The sequence below is a fragment of the Roseobacter sp. YIN89 genome (assembly GCF_057219365.1).
The window spans coordinates 62764-81672 of sequence record NZ_JBXVVD010000002.1; the positions used below are offsets into that span (position 1 = coordinate 62764).

Consider the following 18909-nt stretch of genomic DNA (forward strand, 5'->3'; position numbering starts at 1 on the left):
GCGTCAGACGAGATACGGAATGGTCGGTCGCCAGCGGCACGGCTCTCTGGTTCGTTTGTGCAGACACAGATGATGATTGCACGTTACCCTTGGGTAACTGTCAGAAATCAATGGCTATGCCCTGCCAAAATTCCGGTCGCGCTGATACGCGCCCCGATTGCATCAGCGTCACCCGAGACCGGTGAACGCCGCGCGCAACTCTCCTTCTTGTCAAAAAGCCGTGCCATCCGGGGGGAGGCACGGCTTTTCTCTTGCCGTTCTGGCAATGCTCGTCGCACCGCGCTTTCTGCGGGGAACGCGAGCAGATCCCGATCAAAGGAAATGTCAGTCGTCCAGCTTTACCACCCGAAGATATGGCGCATCCTGTCGCGGTGTGGATGTCTTGAAGCTCTGCTTTGGTTCGGCAAAACCAGTCGGTACCGTGGGTTTCGGCGAGGGTCGTTTGGGTGTTTTCAACGTTGGCAACGGCGTCGCCTCGCCGGAAACGATCGGACGTAAAGACACTTTTGTCACATCAAACCGGCGCGGGCTGCGACCTACGTCGCCAACAGATACAAGCGCACCGAGAATACGGCTTACATCACCAAGATCGCTTTTGAGAGGCATCAAAAGCATGCGCGCATCCAACGCCGGCATGCCCGCACCTTTTGCGGAATGCAGTTGCAGCGTGCAGGTGGCCGGTGTTTCGAATACTTCTTCAAGCGTATCGCTGACCTGACGGCGGGACCCCGGTGCAATGAAAGCGGTTAATGGCATGCCGCGAACTTCCATGCCCATCAGGTCACTCAGATGGCTACCTGCAATGCGCAACCGGGCGATACCGGGTGCGATACGTTCAACGATAAAGGAATACTCAAGCGCATGTTCGATGCCGCGCGGATCAATCTCTGCACGATTCGGCATCAACCGGGCACCGCGCAGCGCCTCCCAGTAGGCTTCCACCTGGGCCAGTGGCGTAAACGCTTTTTCTGAAGCATTCTGAGACATGATAACCACATTGTGCGTCTTTTGACCGCCGTTGTCCATCGCTGGAGCCTCTCACTTTCTGACCGCGTTGAACGCGAAAACAAATTGCTACCCGGGCGCGTCACATTCGCGACTTGGCACCCAAATCGTTACTGAACCGTTAATACCAACAATTTTCGCCAAATGGGGGATGAACTGGAGAACTGGTTAATCGTGACGGGCGGGAAACGGAGCGTCGGGGGTTGCTCTGGCCAGACAAATCGCCATAACCCATGAGGCACCGCACGACGAAAGGAACCATTTATGCTGCGCTCGATGACAGGGTTTGCCTCGGCCACCGGGTCGCACGGGCCGCACAGCTGGTCGTGGGAACTGCGTTCGGTCAATGGCAAGGGTCAGGATCTTAGGCTGCGCGTGCCAGACTGGATTGACGGGCTGGAAATGGGACTGCGCCGCAAGCTTGCAGCGGCCACCGCGCGCGGAAACATTACCTTGGCATTGCGGCTGGCCCGCGAGGAAACCGCTGGCACCTTTCAGATCAACCAGCCGCACCTTGAGGCAGTACTGGACGCGATGGCAATTATCGAAGCACAGGCCATGGATGCAGGCCTGTCGCTGGCCCCGTCGACTGCGTCGGAAATCGTGGGGTTGCGCGGCGTTCTCGAAACAAGCCCGGTCGCCGACGAAGCAGCACCCTTGCGCGACGCAATGCTGGGTGAATCCGATGATTTGATTGCCGCATTCAACGCGATGCGCGAAAGCGAAGGCGCGGCCCTCGAAAAGTTGCTGCGCGCGCAACTCAATCAGCTGGCGGCGCTGACGCGCGAGGCCAAATCTATCGCGGATGCACGTGCCGATATCATGGCGGAGACCTTTCGTAGTAATCTCGCGAAAGTCATGGACAACAGCGAAGGTCTGGATCCTGCGCGGATCGCTCAGGAAATTGCATTGATCGCCGTCAAATCTGATATCACTGAAGAAATTGACCGTCTCAGTGCCCATGTTGCCGCAGCCCATGCGCTGATCGATGAGGGTGGTCCGGTCGGGCGAAAGCTCGATTTTCTGATGCAGGAATTCAACAGAGAGGCAAACACCCTTTGCTCCAAGGCGCAAAACGCCGATCTGACGCGATGCGGTCTGGCATTGAAGGCCGTCATCGACCAAATGCGCGAACAAGTACAGAATGTGGAATAGACAATGGCGGGTACACGACGCGGTTTGCTGATCATCCTGTCGTCGCCTTCGGGTGCCGGCAAGTCTACGCTGGCACGGCGGTTGCGAGACTGGGACCCCGACATACGGTTTTCCGTTTCGGCAACGACACGGGCACCGCGCCCGGGCGAAGTGGACGGGCGCGAGTACCATTTTGTCAGTGAAAGTGACTTCAAGGCTCAAGTTTCCGAAGCAGGAATGCTGGAACACGCGCATGTGTTTGGCAACTTTTATGGGTCACCTCGTGCGCCCGTGGAAACCGCGATCAATGAAGGATGCGACGTTCTGTTCGACATCGACTGGCAGGGCGCGCAACAAATTACCAATTCCGCTCTTGGTGCGCATACCTTGTCGATTTTCCTTTTGCCGCCGTCGATCCGCGAACTGCGCAATCGACTGGAAAAGCGGGCGCAAGACGACGCTGCCACGATCTCTCGGCGGATGGAGAAAAGCTGGGACGAGATCAGCCACTGGGGCAGCTATGACTATGTTCTGGTCAACGATGATCTTGATACGACAGAGGCACAACTCAAAACGATTGTGACTGCGACGCGCCTGCGCCGAGGCCAGCAACCCGGCCTGACCGCGCATGTGCGCCACCTGCAGAATGAATTCGAGGAATTGGAATGACACTCTATTCGTTGGGCGACAGCGCGCCCGAAGTTCACCACGACACCTGGGTCGCGCCAGATGCGAACCTCATCGGTAAAGTTGTTCTGGAAGAAGCCGCCTCCGTCTGGTTTGGCACGACGATCCGCGCCGATCACGAGGAAATCCGGATCGGGGCAGGGTCAAATGTGCAGGAAAACTGCGTTTTTCATGTAGATGCAGGCTATCCGCTGACGATCGGCAAGGGCTGCACTATTGGCCACAAGGTTATGCTGCATGGCTGCACTATCGGGGACAACTCCCTGATCGGCATGGGGGCAACGGTCTTGAACGGCGCTCAAATCGGCAAAAACTGCCTGATCGGCGCTGGTGCGCTGATCACTGAAAACAAGGTAATCCCTGACGGTAGTCTCGTTATGGGGGTGCCGGGCAAGGTTGTGCGCGAACTGAACGAAGATGCAATTGACGGGTTGCGCGCCTCTGCCGCTCATTACATCGAAAACATGCGCCGCTTTCGGTCAGAGATGAGACCCTTGGAGAGCACAAAATGAGAAACGCAAAAGAAGGGTCGCTGATCCGACCTGACGTGTTGCCGTCTTCGGCTTCCCGCCCGGTGGTCACGCCGCTCAGCCCTTCGGTCGTCTATGCGTCGGACACACCGGACATGCTTGACCAGCAATACGAGGGCCAGCTTTCGGGCTATACGTATTCGCGCGAAGGGCACCCGAATGCGGATGTGGTTGCTGCGCGCCTTGACCGGATGGAAAACGCGCCGCACCTCGGCGTCATGACGTCTTCGGGAATGGGTGCGGTATCGGCGGTTTTGATGGGTCTTATGCATGCCGGCGAGCATGTGATCGGCGGCAATCAGCTTTATGGCCGCTCGCTGCGCATGATGGCTGAAGACCTGCCACGTCTGGGCATTGCAACATCGATGGTAGACCCCGGTGACATCGACGCCATGCGCGCGGCGTTGCGCCCCGAGACAAAGATGATTTTGGTAGAAGTGGTTTCGAACCCCACGCTTCGCGTTGCAGATATTGACGCGCTGGTCGGTCTGGCGAAGGAGGCGGGCGTACTTCTAGTGGTGGATAACACCTTTACGACACCGCGGGCTTATCGCGCATTGGAGGCTGGCGCGGATATCGTGATCCATTCGGTAACCAAACTGCTGGCCGGGCACTCTGACGTGATGTTGGGATACGTCGCTGCCAAGGACCGTGAAATCAACGACCGGCTAAGGGTATTCACCGTGACGGCCGGTATGTCGGCAAGCCCCTTTGATTGCTGGCTGGCAGAGCGCGGCATGCTGTCATTCGACTTGCGGTTTGACCGCGCGCAATCGACCGCGGCGCGGCTTGCCGATCATCTCGCCAGTCTGACGGGCGTGAAGCGTGTATTGTACCCCGGCCGTACAGATCACCCCGACCATGCCCGCGCAAGCGCTCTGTTGAACGGCAATTTCTGCAATATGGTCAGCTTTGAGCTGGACGGTAGCCGTGCTGCGGCAAATGCGTTCACGCGTGCCGCCACAGGCCTGTCATTTGCACCGACACTAGGCGACGTGGGCACAACCATATCGCACCCTGCGTCGTCCTCTCACCGTGCGCTGACGCCCGAGAAAAGGGCAGAACTGGGGATGAGCGAAGGGTTCTTCCGGGTATCCGTCGGGTTGGAAGACCCGGACACGCTGTGTGCCGTGTTCACTGCCGCAGTCGATGCTGCGACTTGATTTGGAACAGTTGAAGGAGCGCGCGGGACATGATGGATGAATACCTAGCCGTTGTCCCGGTGCCTGCTCTGGCTGTTGACCGAAGCGAGCGTATCATCGCGGCAAACACAGAAGCACGCAGCCTGATCGGTCAAAACATCGTCGGACGAAATTTCGTAACCATCCTCCGACAGCCCGCGTTGATTGAAACTGTCGAAGCGGTCATGCGCGACAGCATGTCCAGAACCGCGACGTACCTTACCAATGACGGCGCGCAGGACATCACCTACGAGGTTTCCGTGCGCAGAATGGTGGATGCACAACAGCTGGTCTTGTGTTTTTCCGATGTCACGCACCTGCAGCAGGCAAGTCAGATCCGCCGGGATTTTGTGGCGAACGTCAGTCACGAATTGCGCACGCCCTTGACGGCGCTTGTGGGGTTTATCGACACGCTGCGCGGGCCGGCACGCGAGGACGCAGATGCACGTGACCGTTTTCTCGACATCATGGAGGGCGAAGCGGCGCGAATGACCCGGTTGGTCGATGACCTCTTGTCCTTGAGCCGGGTTGAAGGCGACGAGCGGGTAAGGCCACGGGATAACGTGGACCTTACCGGCGTACTGCAATCCGTATTGCGCACGCTCAAACCGTTGGCAGATGAGGCAGACGTTCGGCTGGTGCCCGATTTCGGCGACACGCAAGTGATTATGGAGGGAGATCAGGATCAGCTTATGCAGGTGTTCACCAATCTGATCGAAAACGCCATCAAATATGGCGCATCAGGCAAGAAGGTCGAAGTGAGCCTGCACCTCAGCGAACGTGATCCTGCTCTGCGCGCGCCCGGCACCCGGATTGTTGTGAGAGATTACGGCCCCGGGATCGATCCTGTGCATCTTCCGCGTTTGACCGAACGCTTCTACCGCGCTGACAATCATCGCAGCCGCGCGCTTGGCGGGACCGGGTTAGGCCTCGCGATCGTCAAACATATTATCAATCGGCACCGCGGGCGGTTGCGGGTAGAAAGCGAATTGGGGCAAGGGGCTGCATTCACGGTCATATTGCCGCTCGCGCAAAGATAAGCCGATCTGCCGGCGATTCTTTCACAAATGCGTCCAATATGTACAAATTCGTGGATTCTGTGGATCAATCGCCTATCAAGATTTGCCGCATAACTGTTTATTTTCAGCGAGTTACAGTAGAGTGTGACACTGTCATAAAACTGTTACTCAACTGTCACAAAAGCATTGCGCAGGAACTTTAGTTGTTCCGCAGAGATTCCCGGACGAACCGGGATCCAGAAATGGAAAGTGACAGGAGATAAAATGTCCTTCGTAAAAATTTCAGCTTCAGCACTGGCAATCGCAGCGGTCTCAGCGACAACCGCTTCCGCGCGTGATCAGGTTCAGGTCGCTGGCTCATCGACCGTGCTGCCGTACGCCTCGATCGTTGCCGAAGCATTCGGCGAAAACTTTGATTTTCCAACACCGGTTGTTGAATCAGGTGGCTCTTCGGCTGGCCTCAAGCGCTTCTGCCAAGGCGTAGGCACAGAGCACACAGACGTTGCCAACGCGTCTCGTGCGATCCGCGAAAAAGAAATCGCGGCATGTGCGGAAAACGGTGTGACAGACATCATCGAAGTTCGCATCGGCTATGACGGCATCGTCTTTGCCAGCCAGATCGATGGTCCTGCTTACACAGCTTTCACACCTTCTGACATCTTCAACGCGCTGGCGCCTAAGGTGATGGTTGACGGCGCGTTGGTCGACAACCCTTACACCATGTGGTCCGACTTCAACAGCGACCTGCCTTCTGACGAAATCCTCGCGTTTATCCCGGGCACCAAGCACGGCACACGCGAAGTATTCGAAGAGAAAGTGATCGCGGCTGGTTGTGAAGCGACAGGCGCTATGGAAGCGATGATCGCTGGCGGCATGTCCGAGGACGATGCAGAAGATGCATGCCTCGAAGTACGCACCGACGGCAAATCTGTAGACATCGATGGCGACTACACAGAGACGCTGGCGTCCATCGACGCAAACAGCAACGCCATCGGCGTGTTTGGTCTGGCGTTCTACGAGAACAACACCGACAAGCTGAAAGTGGCGACAATGTCCGGCGTTGAGCCAACAACCGAGACAATTGCCGAAGGCGTATATCCGGTTTCGCGTCCACTGTTCTTCTACATCAAGAAGGCACACATCGGCGTTATCCCTGGTCTTAAGGAATACGCGGAATTCTTCGTATCCGATGAGATTGCTGGCCCAGACGGCCCGCTGGCAGAATATGGTCTGGTGTCCGATCCAGAACTCTCCGCCACACAGGCAAGCGTATCTGGTGAACAAGTCATGGGCGGCGGCAGCTAATCTGCCTGCTCTGCAAATTTGAACACTGCGATGGGCGGCCGATAATGCCGCCCATTCGCACCTAAAGCATAGGCTGTGTCGACTGACACGATCTTGGGGGTACCATGCCAGTTCTTTGGCTTTCGGCAATCATCATTGCGTTATCGGCGATTGGCTTCGTCATGGGACGTCAGCGCGCTCTTGCCAGTGCAGACGGAAACATAAAGCTTTTACACTCCTTGCCGAACTACTACGGCTCAAACGCCTTCATGAAGGCTGTCGTGCCTGCGTTCGGCTTGCTGTTTATCTGGCTGCTCGCTGCACCGGTTTTCGTGGAAAGCCGCGTGGCTCAAATGATCCCACCGGAGTCTCTGACGGACGATTCAAATATCGGGTTGGTCATGTCGGAGGTGCGCCGCACCTCGGAAGGGCTCGACGCCGCAGTTTCTGCTGGCCTGATTGACGAGAGCACAGCCGAGGACGCGCAGGCCGACCCTGAAACGATCACCGAACAGTTGAAAAACGCGGGGCAGGTGGTCACAAGTTCCATTTCCCGTCCGATCCTCGCTGCAGCGCAGGCGCACCGCGAGATGAGCCGAACATCGAATCTGATCATGACAATTGCCGTTTTGGTGGTCGCATTGGCGGGTGCTGTCTGGGGTGTCATGGAAAGCGGGCGTGATTTCCGGGCGCGTAACGTGGTCGAGCAGGGCATCGTAGCCATCCTGATCGCGGCAGCCTCGGTCGCTATCCTGACCACGATTGGCATTATCCTTTCTCTGATCTTCAACACCATAGAGTTTTTCCGACTGTATCCCGCCGCAGACTTTTTCACTTTGCTTGAATGGGCCCCGAGTTTCTCCGGACGTGGTGGTGCTTCCAGCCTTGGTATCCTGCCGCTTTTGTGGGGCACCCTGTATATTTCGTTCGTGGCACTGCTTGTCGCAGTCCCGATCGGCCTTTTTTCTGCGGTTTACCTATCGGAATATGCAACGCCGAGAATCAGAGGCATTGCAAAGCCATTGCTTGAAATTCTTGCGGGCATTCCAACCATCGTCTACGGCCTGTTTGCGCTTTTGACGATCGGGCCATTGCTGGTCAGCGTATTCGGCGACGACGGGCTTGGCTGGATGGGCGGTGGCCGATCCGTCATTACCGCAGGGATTGCCATGGGCATTATGTTGATCCCGTTTGTCAGTTCGCTGTCGGACGATATCATCAACGCGGTTCCACAATCTCTGCGCGACGGCTCTTACGGGTTGGGTGCCACACAGTCTGAAACGATCCGGCAGGTTGTTTTGCCCGCTGCCTTGCCAGGAATAGTCGGGGCGATTTTGCTGGCAGCAAGCCGCGCCATTGGCGAAACGATGATCGTTGTGCTGGGGGCAGGCGCCGCAGCACGGTTGTCACTTAATCCGTTTGAGGCCATGACGACCGTCACTGCCAAAATCGTGAGCCAGCTGACAGGCGACAGTGACTTTGCCTCGCCCGAAGCGCTCGTGGCCTTCGCCCTTGGCATATCGCTTTTTGTCATCACCCTCGGGCTGAATGTCTTTGCCCTCTATATTGTTCGTAAATACAGGGAGCAGTACGAATGAGCGACGCAACGCTACAAAGCCCCGCCCCGCAAGCACCCGCGGCCAAAAATTCATTGCTCGCCGCAGACGCACGGACGCAAAAGCGTAAGGCCGCGGAAAAGCGTTTTCAGATGTACGGCATCGCGGGCATCCTCACGGGCATCTTCTTTCTGATCGTGCTGCTGGTGTCTATCGTTTCGAGCGGCGCGGGCGCGTTTCAGCAAACATTTATCAATGTGCCCGTCTATCTGGACCCCGCCAAGCTGGACAAAAACGGCGAGCGCAATATCGATGATATCAAGAAGGTGTCCACATTTGGCTACACGCCATTGATACAGAACGCTGTGTTCGAACAGGTGCAACAGGCCGGTATAGAGACACCGCTTGAAAAGCCGAAAGACATGAAGGCGTTGATCTCGGCCTCTGCCGCTTCACAGTTGCGCGACACCGTCATCGACAATCCGGACCTCATCGGGGAAACCATCGATTTCAGAATTCTGTCGTCCAGCCGGGTGGACGGCTACCTCAAAGGTCGGGTTTTGCGTGAAGACGTTGCGCGCGACAAGAATATCGACGCCGAGCACCTGGATCTCGTAGACGCTCTGATCCCGCTTGGCATTGTCGACAAAACCTTCAATTTGGCCTTTATCACGGGGGCTGACGCCTCTGAAAGCCGAGCAGAATCTGCAGGCATTGGTGTAGCCATGGTCGGTTCGTTCTTCATGATGCTGGTCGTATTGGTCTTGTCGCTGCCCATCGGAGTTGCGGCATCGATCTACCTCGAAGAATTCGCGCCAAAGAACCGGCTGACCGATTTGATCGAAGTGAACATTGCCAACCTTGCCGCCGTGCCATCAATCGTATTCGGTATTCTGGGTTTGGCTGTCTTCATTCAGTTCATGCACCTGCCACAGTCTGCGCCTTTGGTCGGTGGTATGGTTCTGACCCTGATGACCCTTCCGACAATCATCATTTCCACGCGCGCATCACTCAAAGCGGTGCCTCCGTCAATCCGTGACGCGGCACTGGGGGTAGGGGCCTCAAAGATGCAAGCGGTCTTTCATCACGTGCTTCCTCTGGCCGCCCCCGGCATTCTGACTGGTACCATCATCGGCCTTGCACAGGCTCTGGGCGAAACGGCACCCCTGTTGCTGATCGGTATGGTCGGTTTTATCGCCTCGAACGCCCCGGACGGCATCGCATCGGGTCTGCTTGATCCGAACTCAGCCATGCCGGCGCAGATTTACGAATGGGCCAAGCGTGCCGATCCCGCCTATTATGAACGCGCGTGGGGAGGTATCATCATCTTGTTGGGGTTCCTGATCTCGATGAATACCCTTGCGGTTATCCTGCGACGCCGCTTTGAGCGCCGCTGGTAAAGGAGCACGATCATGAACGACATGCGAATACTGGAGAGAGACGTGGACGCGCAAAAAACCAAGATCTCGGCGAAGGGCGTGCAAGTCTACTACGGTGACAACCACGCGATCAAAGACGTCGACGTGGAAATCAACGACAAGACCGTGACTGCCTTTATTGGTCCTTCGGGATGTGGCAAGTCCACGTTCCTGCGGTGTCTCAATCGCATGAACGATACAATTGATGTGTGCCGCGTCGAAGGTGACATCACCATTGATGACGAAGATATCTATGACAAGCGTGTTGACCCTGTGCAATTGCGTGCAAAGGTCGGCATGGTGTTTCAAAAGCCCAACCCGTTTCCAAAGTCGATCTACGATAACGTCGCTTATGGCCCGCGAATTCACGGGCTGTCGCAGTCCAAGTCAGACCTGGATGATATCGTGGAAAACGCCCTGAAACGCGCGGCGATTTGGGACGAGGTCAAAGACCGGCTGAGCGCGCCCGGCACCGGGCTTTCTGGTGGGCAACAGCAGCGTCTTTGCATTGCACGTGCCGTTGCAACGGCGCCCGAAGTGCTGCTGATGGACGAACCGTGCTCTGCACTTGACCCGATTGCCACCGCGCAGATCGAAGAGTTGATCGACGAGCTTCGGGAGAATTACTCCGTCGTTATCGTGACCCACTCCATGCAGCAAGCTGCACGCGTGAGCCAGCGCACCGCGTTTTTCCACCTTGGCAGCCTGGTGGAATACGGTGAAACCGGCCAGATTTTCACGAACCCGGAAGACCCGCGCACCGAAAGCTATATCACAGGCCGAATTGGATAGAAAAATGATTGAAGATCAGCATATTGCATCCGTTTTCGACCGCGATCTGGAGGCGATTCAGGCGCAGATCATGAAGATGGGCGGCTTGGTGGAAGCAGCCATTCGGGATAGCGCGCAGTCACTGGAAACGCGTGACGAAGAACTGGCCGAAACCGTGCGTAAGGGCGATGCGCTCATTGACCAACTCGAAGAGATGATCAACGAGGAAGCAGCGCGGGTTATCGCTCTGCGCGCACCCATTGCCAGCGACCTGCGCCTCATTCTCAGCGTGATCAAGATCAGCGCCAATCTTGAACGGATCGGGGATTATGCCAAGAACATGGCCAAACGCACCGGCGTCTTGGCGCAGATGGCACCGGTAAACGACAGTAGCGGTGCGCTACGGCGGATGGCCCGTGAAGTCGAACGCATGCTGAACCACGCGCTTGACGCATACGTGCAACGCGATGCAGAACTGGCAGCGGATGTGATTAGCCGCGACCGGGATGTAGACCAGATGTACAATGCGCTGTTCCGGGAATTTCTGACTTTCATGATGGAAGACCCGCGAAACATCACGGCATGTATGCACCTGCATTTCATCGCAAAGAACATCGAGCGCATGGGCGACCACGTTACATCTATCGCTGAACAGGTGGTTTATCTCGTAACCGGCGAGCATCCGGAAGACGACCGCCCCAAGGCTGACAAAACTTCGATGACCGCAGAAGGGTAAACCAATGTCCGTTGATCAACCTCGCGTTCTTGTCGTCGAAGACGAACCGGCCCAACGAGAGGTTCTGGCCTATAATCTCGAAGCGGAAGGGTTTGCGGTCAGCCGCGCACAGGATGGCGAAGAAGCTCTGATGTTGGTTGAGGAAACCGCGCCGGACGTGATTGTGCTGGATTGGATGATGCCGAACCTGAGCGGTATCGAGGTCTGCCGCCGTCTCAAGGTAAAACCAGACACGCGGGGTATTCCAATCATCATGCTCTCGGCGCGCTCAGAAGAAGTAGACCGGGTGCGCGGGCTGGAGACGGGCGCAGATGATTACGTCATTAAACCCTATTCAGTGATCGAACTGATGGCGCGCGTCCGCAGCCAGCTTAGACGCGTGCGTCCCACCGCCACTGGCGAGATTCTGGAATACGAAGACATTATCCTGAACTCGGTCAGTCATCGTGTGAAACGCGGCGATGCCGAGGTGCAGCTCGGGCCAACCGAGTTTCGCCTTCTGTCCACATTTATGGAAAAGCCCGGGCGTGTATTTTCCCGCGAGCAATTGCTTGATCGCGTCTGGGGACGCGACATTTACGTGGATACGCGGACCGTAGATGTTCACATCGGACGCTTGCGCAAGGCTCTCACACACCATGGTGGATCAGATCCATTGCGCACAGTGCGCGGCGCGGGCTACGCGCTGGGGTAGGGGGCCGCCTACCCCGAACTTGTTGATGGCCGCAAGTTGAGGATCTCTCGCGCTTGCGCAGGTGTGGCAACGGGACGTTCGTATTTTTCACACAAGTCCACTGCACGGCTGATCAGCGCGGCATTTGATGGCGCCAGTGTTTCCCTGTCCAAGCGGACATTGTCTTCAAGCCCCGCACGGGTATGGCCACCAGCGGCTATGGCCCATTCGTTGACTTCGATTTGCGCAGGCCCGATACCAGCCGCGCACCACGCAGCGCCGGGCGCGCGAGATTTCATTATTTGAACATAGAAATCAAATACTTGCCTGTCCGCCGGCATCGCATTCTTCACACCCATGACAAATTGAACATAGAGCTTTCCATACAGCAAACTTGCTTTGTGCATACGGATCGCGTGAAGAATGTGGCTAAGATCAAACGCCTCGACTTCCGGTGTGACTTCATAAGCGATCATCTCTGATGCAAGCCAAGCAACCAGATCGGGCGGATTCTCATAAACACGTGTCGGAAAGTTGTTCGAGCCAACTGAGAGCGACGCCATATCAGGTCGCAACGGCAGCATACCGCCGCGCTCTTTTCCAGCGCCGGAACGGCCACCAGTTGAAAACTGGATGATCATACCGGGGCAATGCTTTTCAAGTCCTTCCTTGAGCGCTGCAAACTTGTCCGGATCAGAGGAAGGCGTTTCGTCCGGGTTGCGGACATGCGCATGACAGATCGAGGCGCCAGCTTCAAAAGCTTCGTGCGTACTTTCCAATTGCTCGCTGACCGAGATCGGCACCGCCGGGTTCGCCGCTTTTGTCGGAACGCTGCCGGTGATCGCAACGCACAGGATGCAGGGGTTGGTCATGATCTATCTCTTGGATAAAGTTATATTCTGCGCGAATGACGCCGTGGTCAGGATAGAAGAGAACGAACCGGATCGCAAAGCAGTTGATAAGCCTATGGTATGATTGCCAAAACCAAGCTTATCATGTACCTACATTATTTTACATAATCATGATTATACACTTTATTGACTACAGAACATGTGGTCGTGGTGCCGCACGGCACGGGCCATATGGCCCCCTTTCCCTCGCGCCACTAGACATCCAAATCCGCTTGCGTCTATGCAGATCAAAACCATGAAAGTAACCGAGATGGCCTCTGTACTGATACTGAACGGACCGAACCTCAATCTGCTTGGCACGCGCCAACCAGAGGTTTACGGGTCGACCACGCTTGATGAAATCGAAACGCGTTGCAAAGAGCATGGCCAAGCCATTGATTTACCCGTCTCTTTTGAACAATCGAACCATGAAGGCGCACTCATCGACTCCATTCATGCGGCACGCGGCACCCACGACGGCATCATTTTGAATGCCGGCGCATATACCCATACATCCATTGCCCTCATGGACGCCCTCGTCTCTGTAGAGTTACCTGCAATCGAACTTCACCTAAGCAACGTGCATGCCCGCGAAGATTTTCGGCACAAAAGCTATATCGCCAAGGCGTGCGTCGGTATTATCTGTGGATTTGGCGGCCACGGATACATTCTGGCGATGGACGCGATGAAAGCTCACATATCAAGCTAAGAGCTTGCTGTAAGTTGCTGTTATATATTAATTTATATGAATTCACCTGCGACCCCTTGCGTGGGTTTTTTTGGGGCGCCTGTTGCATCAAAAACTCAGCCAGCGCCGATAGACTTCCTGTCTCTAAATAAAAAAAACGGCGCTGCCGCCAGCGCCGTTTGATCGAGTTTTTCAGAAGTTTGGCTTAGCCTTTAGCAGCTTTGGCCACTTCTTCTGCAAAATTCTCTTCTTTCTTTTCAATGCCCTCGCCCACTTCGAGGCGGACAAAGCCAGTGATCGTGGCGCCAGCGTCTGCTGCAGCCTGACCGACGGTGACGTCAGGGTTCACAACGAACGCCTGGTTTACCAGCGTGACTTCGGACATGTACTTCTTCATCCGCCCGGTAATCATTTTCTCAATGACCGCCTCGGGCTTGCCGCTTTCGCGCGCGATGTCCATCTGGACCTGCTTTTCCTTCTCGACGACCGCAGGGTCAAGATCGTCCTCGGACAATGACGCGGGGTTTACAGCGGCGATGTGCATCGCAATCTGTTTGCCCAAGCCCTCGTCGCCGCCATTCATCGCAACCAGAACACCGATCTTGCCCATTCCAGGTGCCGCAGCGTTGTGCACATAAGACACGACTGTTTCACCATCAATGGACACCATGCGACGGACAGACATGTTTTCACCGATCTTGGCGACAGCATCTGTAATGACGGTGGCAACAGACTTGCCGCCCATGTCGGCTGAGTTCAACGCATCAACGTCGGATACTGTCATCGCGACCTCTGCGATGCCTGAAACCATAGATTGGAATTCAGCGTTTTTGCCGACAAAGTCAGTCTCGGAGTTCACCTCGACAGCAACACCGTGACCACCGTCAACTTTGACGGCTACGAGACCTTCCGCTGCTGTACGGCCGGATTTCTTGGCCGCCTTGGCCAAACCTTTGGTACGCAGCCAGTCAACGGCGGCTTCCATGTCGCCGCCGCTCTCTGTCAGCGCTTTTTTTGCGTCCATCATGCCTGCGCCAGTGCTGTCGCGCAGTTCTTTGACCATAGCGGCTGTAATCGCCATTGTCGCTTCTCCTTCAAAGAGTGAATTGCTGGGGCAGATAGTGCCCTGCCCCATATGTCATGCGTGTGAAGGCCCGGATTAAGCCTGCGCTTCTTCTGCCGCGGCCTCTGCAGGTGCTTCTTCAGCAACTGCTTCTTCAACCGGAGCTTCTTCCATCGCACCAAGGTCAACGCCTGCAGCACCCAATTGCGCCGACATACCGTCAAGCGCGGCGCGTGCGGCCAGATCACAGTAGAGTGCAATCGCGCGCGATGCATCGTCGTTGCCTGGAATGATGTAGTCGATGCCATCCGGCGAGCAGTTTGTGTCGACGACGGCTACAACCGGGATACCCAGTTTGTTGGCTTCTGCAACGGCAAGCGCTTCTTTCTTGACGTCAATCACAAAGATCAGGTCAGGGCGTCCGCCCATTTCGCGGATACCGCCAAGCGATGCCTGCAGTTTGCCCTGATCACGCTCCATGCCAAGACGCTCTTTCTTGGTCAGGCCAGCGAACCCTTGATCCGCCTGCTCGTCAATCGACTTCAGGCGGTTGATGGACTGAGAAACAGTCTGCCAGTTGGTCAGTGTGCCACCCAGCCAGCGGTGGTTCATGTAGTACTGCGCGCATTTCTCTGCCGCTTCGGCGATCGGGCCTTGCGCCTGACGCTTGGTGCCAACAAACAGAATGCTGCCGCCTTTGGCGACGGTTTCACGGATGACGTTCAGCGCCTGATCCAGCATTGGAACAGTCTGTGTCAGATCCATGATGTGGATGCCGTTGCGCGCGCCGTAGATGAACGGACCCATGCGTGGGTTCCAGCGCTGCGTCTGGTGGCCGAAGTGAACGCCAGCTTCAAGCAGCTGACGCATGGAGAACTCTGGAAGAGCCATGTCGTTATACCTTTCCGGTTTTAGCCTCAGCGGGGGTATGACACATTTTGTGCCAACCGGCGGACCTGCGAGGATGTCTCCCTCAACACGCCCAAACCCCGCCTGCGGGTTTCAGTGCGCGCCATATAGGACAGACCGCCATTTGCTGCAAGCGAAGAATCGCAATGAACCCAACGTTTGCTACTTTGATCGTTGGGTTTGGCTTGCATGGGTTCAGGGTCGCATCTTACACTCTGAGCAACTGCCCGCGAAAGACAGTCGGGACACTGGGAAAATGGGAGTATTTATGAGACATGTTTTAAAAGCCGTGGCCGTGGTTGCCGCGTTGTGTGTGCCCGGCGCTGCCTTGGCACAAGCCGTTACCTTGCAACCGGCAAATCCGCAGCCATCAGCAGGTTCTTTGAAAAACGGGCTGGCTGTTACCTATGCAAACCTTCCTAGCAACGTGCGTTCGCTCGCCCCGGCAAAATCAGCTCTGAAGCGTGCCGGAGAGCCGGGAAAGCCAATCGCAGGGCTGGTTTATGACGACACAAGCGAAGGTGACCCGGTTATGACATCGGGCAAAGCCTTTATGGTCGGGGCGGCAATCTCCGGCTATATCAAATTCGACAAAGCAGGCACCTATGTGCTTGATTTTCTGAACAATGACGGCCTTGAATTGTTTATCGGCGGGCAGAAAGTTGCACTGTACGATGGCATTCACGGTTGTGGCTACGCGGGTGAGATTGAGGTCAACGTGCCGAAAGCAGGGTACTATCCCCTGCAGGCCACATACTTTCAGCGCAAAGGCACAGCGTGCCTGTTGATGGAGTACGGCACGAACGTGGACAACATGGACTACGCCAAACCGGGCATCTTCTTTCACTGATACCCGCGACGGATCAGAGAGACTGCTGATCAAAGCCCTCGCGCACGGCTTTTTCACAGGCCCGCGCGAGGGCTTTTCTGTCTGCCATGTCTTTGGGCGCAAAGGGTGGGTGGTATGTCAGGGCAATCCGCCCGCCCTGCCCGGCAGCAAGCACTTTGAGCAGGTGGCTGCCAAAATCCATATCGCCCCACCACCCAAAGAATTTCGGATCCTGTCCGGCGGGCGCGGAATAGGTTATCGAAACAGGTTGTACCGCAAGCCGCTCGCGTAAAGCAGGATCGAAGAAAGCGGCGAAAAGCGTTGGTTTAAAAGGCAAGACCCGAGCGCCGTCACTGCTGGTCCCTTCGGGGAAAAACAATAGTTTATGGCCCGCCAAAAGCCGGTCTCGAAAAAGCTTTGCCTGCTCTGCGGCCTGCGAGCGGTCACGCGCAATGAAAACTGTGCCAGTCGCACGGGCCAGCCAGCCGATGCCGGGCCAGCCGGCAACCTCGGCCTTTGACACGAAATAAACCCGCTTAACCGCGTTCAGCACAAAGATATCTAGCCAGCTTGAATGGTTCGCAACGATTGCCCCCTGCCCGACCATTGGCGTCCCGAGGATGCTTAGGTGCAGGCCCAGCAAAAACAATGCGCCCCTGCAAACAAACACGGTGATATGCGGGGTTACCGGTCGGGATACGCCAAAAAGCGGCCTTTCGAAAAGACGTAAGAGCAGCAAGACGGCAAGGCCGCCAAAGACGAGCAGCGCCAGAGGAATGCCACGCAGAACCACAGAGGCCACCCGTCCCGGCGTCATGGCAATCCGCGGCGGCGGCGGCCCGCCCTCCCAAGTGGTGCTCATCCTACACCTCCCTGATAGAGCCGCGCCTGCCGTTCATTCATCTGTGCGGTATCGAGGATCAAACAGACATCGGTGGTGTTAAATGCATGATCAATAAAAGCTCCCTCTCCCACTGTTCCTCCAAGGCGCAGATATGCCTTGATCAACGCTGGCACCCCGCGCATTGCAGCCCTTCTGTCGAGTGTTTCCACTGGCAGCAAATCCATGGGTTGAAACGCTTCGGGGCGGGCGCGCACGCGCAGTTCAATGGGTGCAAGGTGGCGGTGATGCAAAAGAGACAGCGGGCCAGCTATTGCGTTGACATCGGTGCCATGAAAGCTTGCAACGCCGAACAGAACGTCGATCCGGTGGGTCGCGACGTAGGACGCAAGCCCATTCCAGAGATGGAACATCGCCATGCCCCCCCGATAGTCCTTGTGTAGACACGAGCGTCCCAGCTCCAACAGGCGTCTGTCACTGTTCAAGAGCGGGGCAAGATCGTACTCCCCGGCCGAATAGAAACTGCCTGCCTTGGCCGCGTGGCTCCTGCGCATCAATCGGTACACCCCGACAACCGCCTCGCGGGTCACATCCGTTAGCAGCAGGTGATCGCAGTGCGCATCGAAATGATCCTTTTCGATCCCCAACGCATGATCGACCAACACGCCGGAGCCTCCCAATTCGCGTACGAAGACATCATACCGCAAGCGCTGAGCCGCTTCGATCTCGTTCGCGTTTTGCGCCAGATGAACGCGAAACCGAGGGGCGTGGACATCGCTCATGCCCGGTTCCCCCGCGCTCGATTACGCCTCATAGCAAAATTCAACCATGACGTAAGGTTTACAATCACGGCGTGTACGTTAACCATTTGGAAAGGATGTTCATTCATTCATCAAAGACAGGGAACAGGGCAACACGGGCGCTATCTATGACTACTTTACCTTGGTCGCGAAAATTCACGGTAATACGCCCACCGATATTGGATTGCACCTGTCCGGTCCCCCATTCCGGTCGATCAGGATGCCGCACCAGCATGCCTGGCGAAAAAATGGCGTTTGGATCAGTCATGACACCCTTTCTGCGCAGGAGACGATAGATGGGACAGAGCAACGCAACTCTTGCGGCCCTGATTGGCAGCCGCATCTGTCATGATTTGATATCGCCAATTGGCGCGATCAACAATGGCCTTGAGCTATTGGACATGTCCGGCGGCGCGCCGGGACCGGAGATGGATCTTATTCAGGAAAGCGTCGGGAATGCCAGCGCGCGCATCCGCTTTTTCCGGATTGCCTTTGGCGCCGCAGGCGAGCAGGAAATGGGCCGCGTTGAAGTTGTTGCCATTCTGAAAGACCTGATGGACGGCGCACGTCTGGACGTGGCTTGGGGCCCGATGAACGCACAAGAGCGCAAAATGGTGAGAATGGCCTTCCTCGCTTTGCTGTGTATGGAAAATGCCATGCCCTATGGCGGCCGCGTGGAAATCAGTCAGGACGATGACCGCTGGTTGCTGCATGGACATGCAGAAAAGCTCAACATCGACGAGGCGCTCTGGCACATTCTGGCGACCGCCGAGGCGCCACAAGATTTACGACCTGCACAAGTTCAATTTGCCTTGCTGCCTCTTATCGCGGCCGACTTGGGTCGCCGCGTGACAACTGAAATCAGTGGCACGCAACTGAAACTACGGTTTTGAGC

Annotated in this window: 21 protein-coding genes; 14 read left to right on the forward strand and 7 right to left on the reverse strand. The window is 56.3% G+C overall.

Annotated elements, in window-relative coordinates:
* Nucleotides 1-324 precede the first annotated feature (324 nt).
* Entirely contained in the window at nt 325-987 is a 663-nt protein-coding gene (locus AC2D8V_RS06495; RefSeq protein ID WP_484732726.1) for a PAS domain-containing protein, read from the reverse strand.
* Nucleotides 988-1269: 282 nt separating this feature from the next.
* Here AC2D8V_RS06495 and AC2D8V_RS06500 point away from each other — a divergent pair, with 282 nt between their 5' ends.
* The 11 genes from AC2D8V_RS06500 to phoB all read left to right on the forward strand — a co-directional run bounded on the left by AC2D8V_RS06500 (nt 1270) and on the right by phoB (nt 12015).
* Nucleotides 1270-2160, forward strand: coding sequence for a YicC/YloC family endoribonuclease (locus tag AC2D8V_RS06500; protein WP_484732727.1), 891 nt, complete (start codon nt 1270-1272; stop codon nt 2158-2160).
* A 3-nt stretch (nt 2161-2163) separates the two neighbouring features.
* Nucleotides 2164-2808 (forward strand): guanylate kinase, encoded by a 645-nt coding sequence (gene gmk, locus AC2D8V_RS06505; RefSeq protein ID WP_484732728.1) that lies wholly within the window; start codon nt 2164-2166, stop codon nt 2806-2808.
* Nucleotides 2805-3338, forward strand: a complete 534-nt coding sequence (locus AC2D8V_RS06510; RefSeq protein ID WP_484732729.1) for a gamma carbonic anhydrase family protein — start codon at nt 2805-2807, stop codon at nt 3336-3338. Before gmk ends, AC2D8V_RS06510 begins: the two co-directional genes overlap by 4 nt.
* A complete protein-coding gene (locus AC2D8V_RS06515) occupies nt 3335-4519 on the forward strand; it encodes a trans-sulfuration enzyme family protein (RefSeq protein WP_484732730.1) in 1185 nt (394 codons plus the stop codon). The genes AC2D8V_RS06510 and AC2D8V_RS06515 overlap by 4 nt, the downstream gene beginning before the upstream one ends.
* A gap of 29 nt (nt 4520-4548) precedes the next feature.
* Nucleotides 4549-5577, forward strand: coding sequence for a sensor histidine kinase (locus AC2D8V_RS06520; protein WP_484732731.1), 1029 nt, complete (start codon nt 4549-4551; stop codon nt 5575-5577).
* A gap of 243 nt (nt 5578-5820) precedes the next feature.
* Nucleotides 5821-6861: a substrate-binding domain-containing protein gene (locus AC2D8V_RS06525; RefSeq protein WP_484732732.1), complete on the forward strand. Its 1041-nt coding sequence runs from the start codon at nt 5821-5823 to the stop codon at nt 6859-6861.
* A gap of 104 nt (nt 6862-6965) precedes the next feature.
* On the forward strand, nt 6966-8438 hold the full coding sequence (pstC, locus tag AC2D8V_RS06530; RefSeq protein WP_484732733.1) for a phosphate ABC transporter permease subunit PstC: 1473 nt from the start codon (nt 6966-6968) through the stop codon (nt 8436-8438).
* Nucleotides 8435-9796, forward strand: coding sequence for a phosphate ABC transporter permease PstA (pstA, locus tag AC2D8V_RS06535; protein ID WP_484732734.1), 1362 nt, complete (start codon nt 8435-8437; stop codon nt 9794-9796). Before pstC ends, pstA begins: the two co-directional genes overlap by 4 nt.
* A 12-nt stretch (nt 9797-9808) precedes the next feature.
* Nucleotides 9809-10606 (forward strand): phosphate ABC transporter ATP-binding protein PstB, encoded by a 798-nt coding sequence (gene pstB, locus AC2D8V_RS06540; RefSeq protein ID WP_484732735.1) that lies wholly within the window; start codon nt 9809-9811, stop codon nt 10604-10606.
* Between the two features lie 7 nt (nt 10607-10613).
* Nucleotides 10614-11321, forward strand: coding sequence for a phosphate signaling complex protein PhoU (gene phoU, locus AC2D8V_RS06545; protein ID WP_484733865.1), 708 nt, complete (start codon nt 10614-10616; stop codon nt 11319-11321).
* Nucleotides 11322-11325: 4 nt separating this feature from the next.
* Complete coding sequence (phoB, locus tag AC2D8V_RS06550; protein WP_484732736.1) at nt 11326-12015, forward strand: phosphate regulon transcriptional regulator PhoB; 690 nt, start codon at nt 11326-11328, stop codon at nt 12013-12015.
* 8 nt (nt 12016-12023) lie between these two features.
* Here the strand turns inward: phoB and AC2D8V_RS06555 are convergent, their stop codons facing one another.
* Nucleotides 12024-12866 carry a 3-oxoadipate:acetyl-CoA acetyltransferase gene (locus AC2D8V_RS06555; protein ID WP_484732737.1) on the reverse strand — a complete coding sequence of 281 codons (843 nt, stop codon included), beginning with the start codon at nt 12864-12866 and terminating at the stop codon, nt 12024-12026.
* A 289-nt stretch (nt 12867-13155) separates the two neighbouring features.
* Here AC2D8V_RS06555 and aroQ point away from each other — a divergent pair, with 289 nt between their 5' ends.
* Nucleotides 13156-13593 carry a type II 3-dehydroquinate dehydratase gene (aroQ, locus tag AC2D8V_RS06560; protein ID WP_484733866.1) on the forward strand — a complete coding sequence of 146 codons (438 nt, stop codon included), beginning with the start codon at nt 13156-13158 and terminating at the stop codon, nt 13591-13593.
* Nucleotides 13594-13777: 184 nt separating this feature from the next.
* Here aroQ and tsf read toward each other — a convergent pair whose 3' ends face one another.
* Entirely contained in the window at nt 13778-14653 is an 876-nt protein-coding gene (tsf, locus tag AC2D8V_RS06565) for a translation elongation factor Ts (RefSeq protein WP_484732738.1), read from the reverse strand.
* Nucleotides 14654-14731: 78 nt separating this feature from the next.
* Complete coding sequence (gene rpsB / locus AC2D8V_RS06570; protein ID WP_484732739.1) at nt 14732-15526, reverse strand: 30S ribosomal protein S2; 795 nt, start codon at nt 15524-15526, stop codon at nt 14732-14734.
* Between the two features lie 286 nt (nt 15527-15812).
* On the opposite strand from rpsB, the gene AC2D8V_RS06575 reads away from it, so the two are divergent.
* A complete protein-coding gene (locus tag AC2D8V_RS06575) occupies nt 15813-16394 on the forward strand; it encodes a PA14 domain-containing protein (protein ID WP_484732740.1) in 582 nt (193 codons plus the stop codon).
* A gap of 13 nt (nt 16395-16407) precedes the next feature.
* On the opposite strand, the gene olsA is transcribed toward AC2D8V_RS06575, so the two are convergent.
* The 3 genes from olsA to AC2D8V_RS06590 form a co-directional block, all read right to left on the reverse strand.
* Nucleotides 16408-17235, reverse strand: a complete 828-nt coding sequence (gene olsA / locus AC2D8V_RS06580) for a lyso-ornithine lipid O-acyltransferase (protein WP_484732741.1) — start codon at nt 17233-17235, stop codon at nt 16408-16410.
* On the reverse strand, nt 17232-17996 hold the full coding sequence (gene olsB / locus AC2D8V_RS06585) for an L-ornithine N(alpha)-acyltransferase (protein ID WP_484732742.1): 765 nt from the start codon (nt 17994-17996) through the stop codon (nt 17232-17234). The genes olsA and olsB overlap by 4 nt, the downstream gene beginning before the upstream one ends.
* A 103-nt stretch (nt 17997-18099) precedes the next feature.
* Nucleotides 18100-18282: a DUF3553 domain-containing protein gene (locus AC2D8V_RS06590; RefSeq protein WP_484732743.1), complete on the reverse strand. Its 183-nt coding sequence runs from the start codon at nt 18280-18282 to the stop codon at nt 18100-18102.
* A gap of 28 nt (nt 18283-18310) precedes the next feature.
* Between AC2D8V_RS06590 and AC2D8V_RS06595 the strand changes: the two genes are divergently transcribed.
* On the forward strand, nt 18311-18907 hold the full coding sequence (locus AC2D8V_RS06595) for a histidine phosphotransferase family protein (protein WP_484732744.1): 597 nt from the start codon (nt 18311-18313) through the stop codon (nt 18905-18907).
* The last annotated feature ends 2 nt before the right edge of the window (nt 18908-18909 follow it).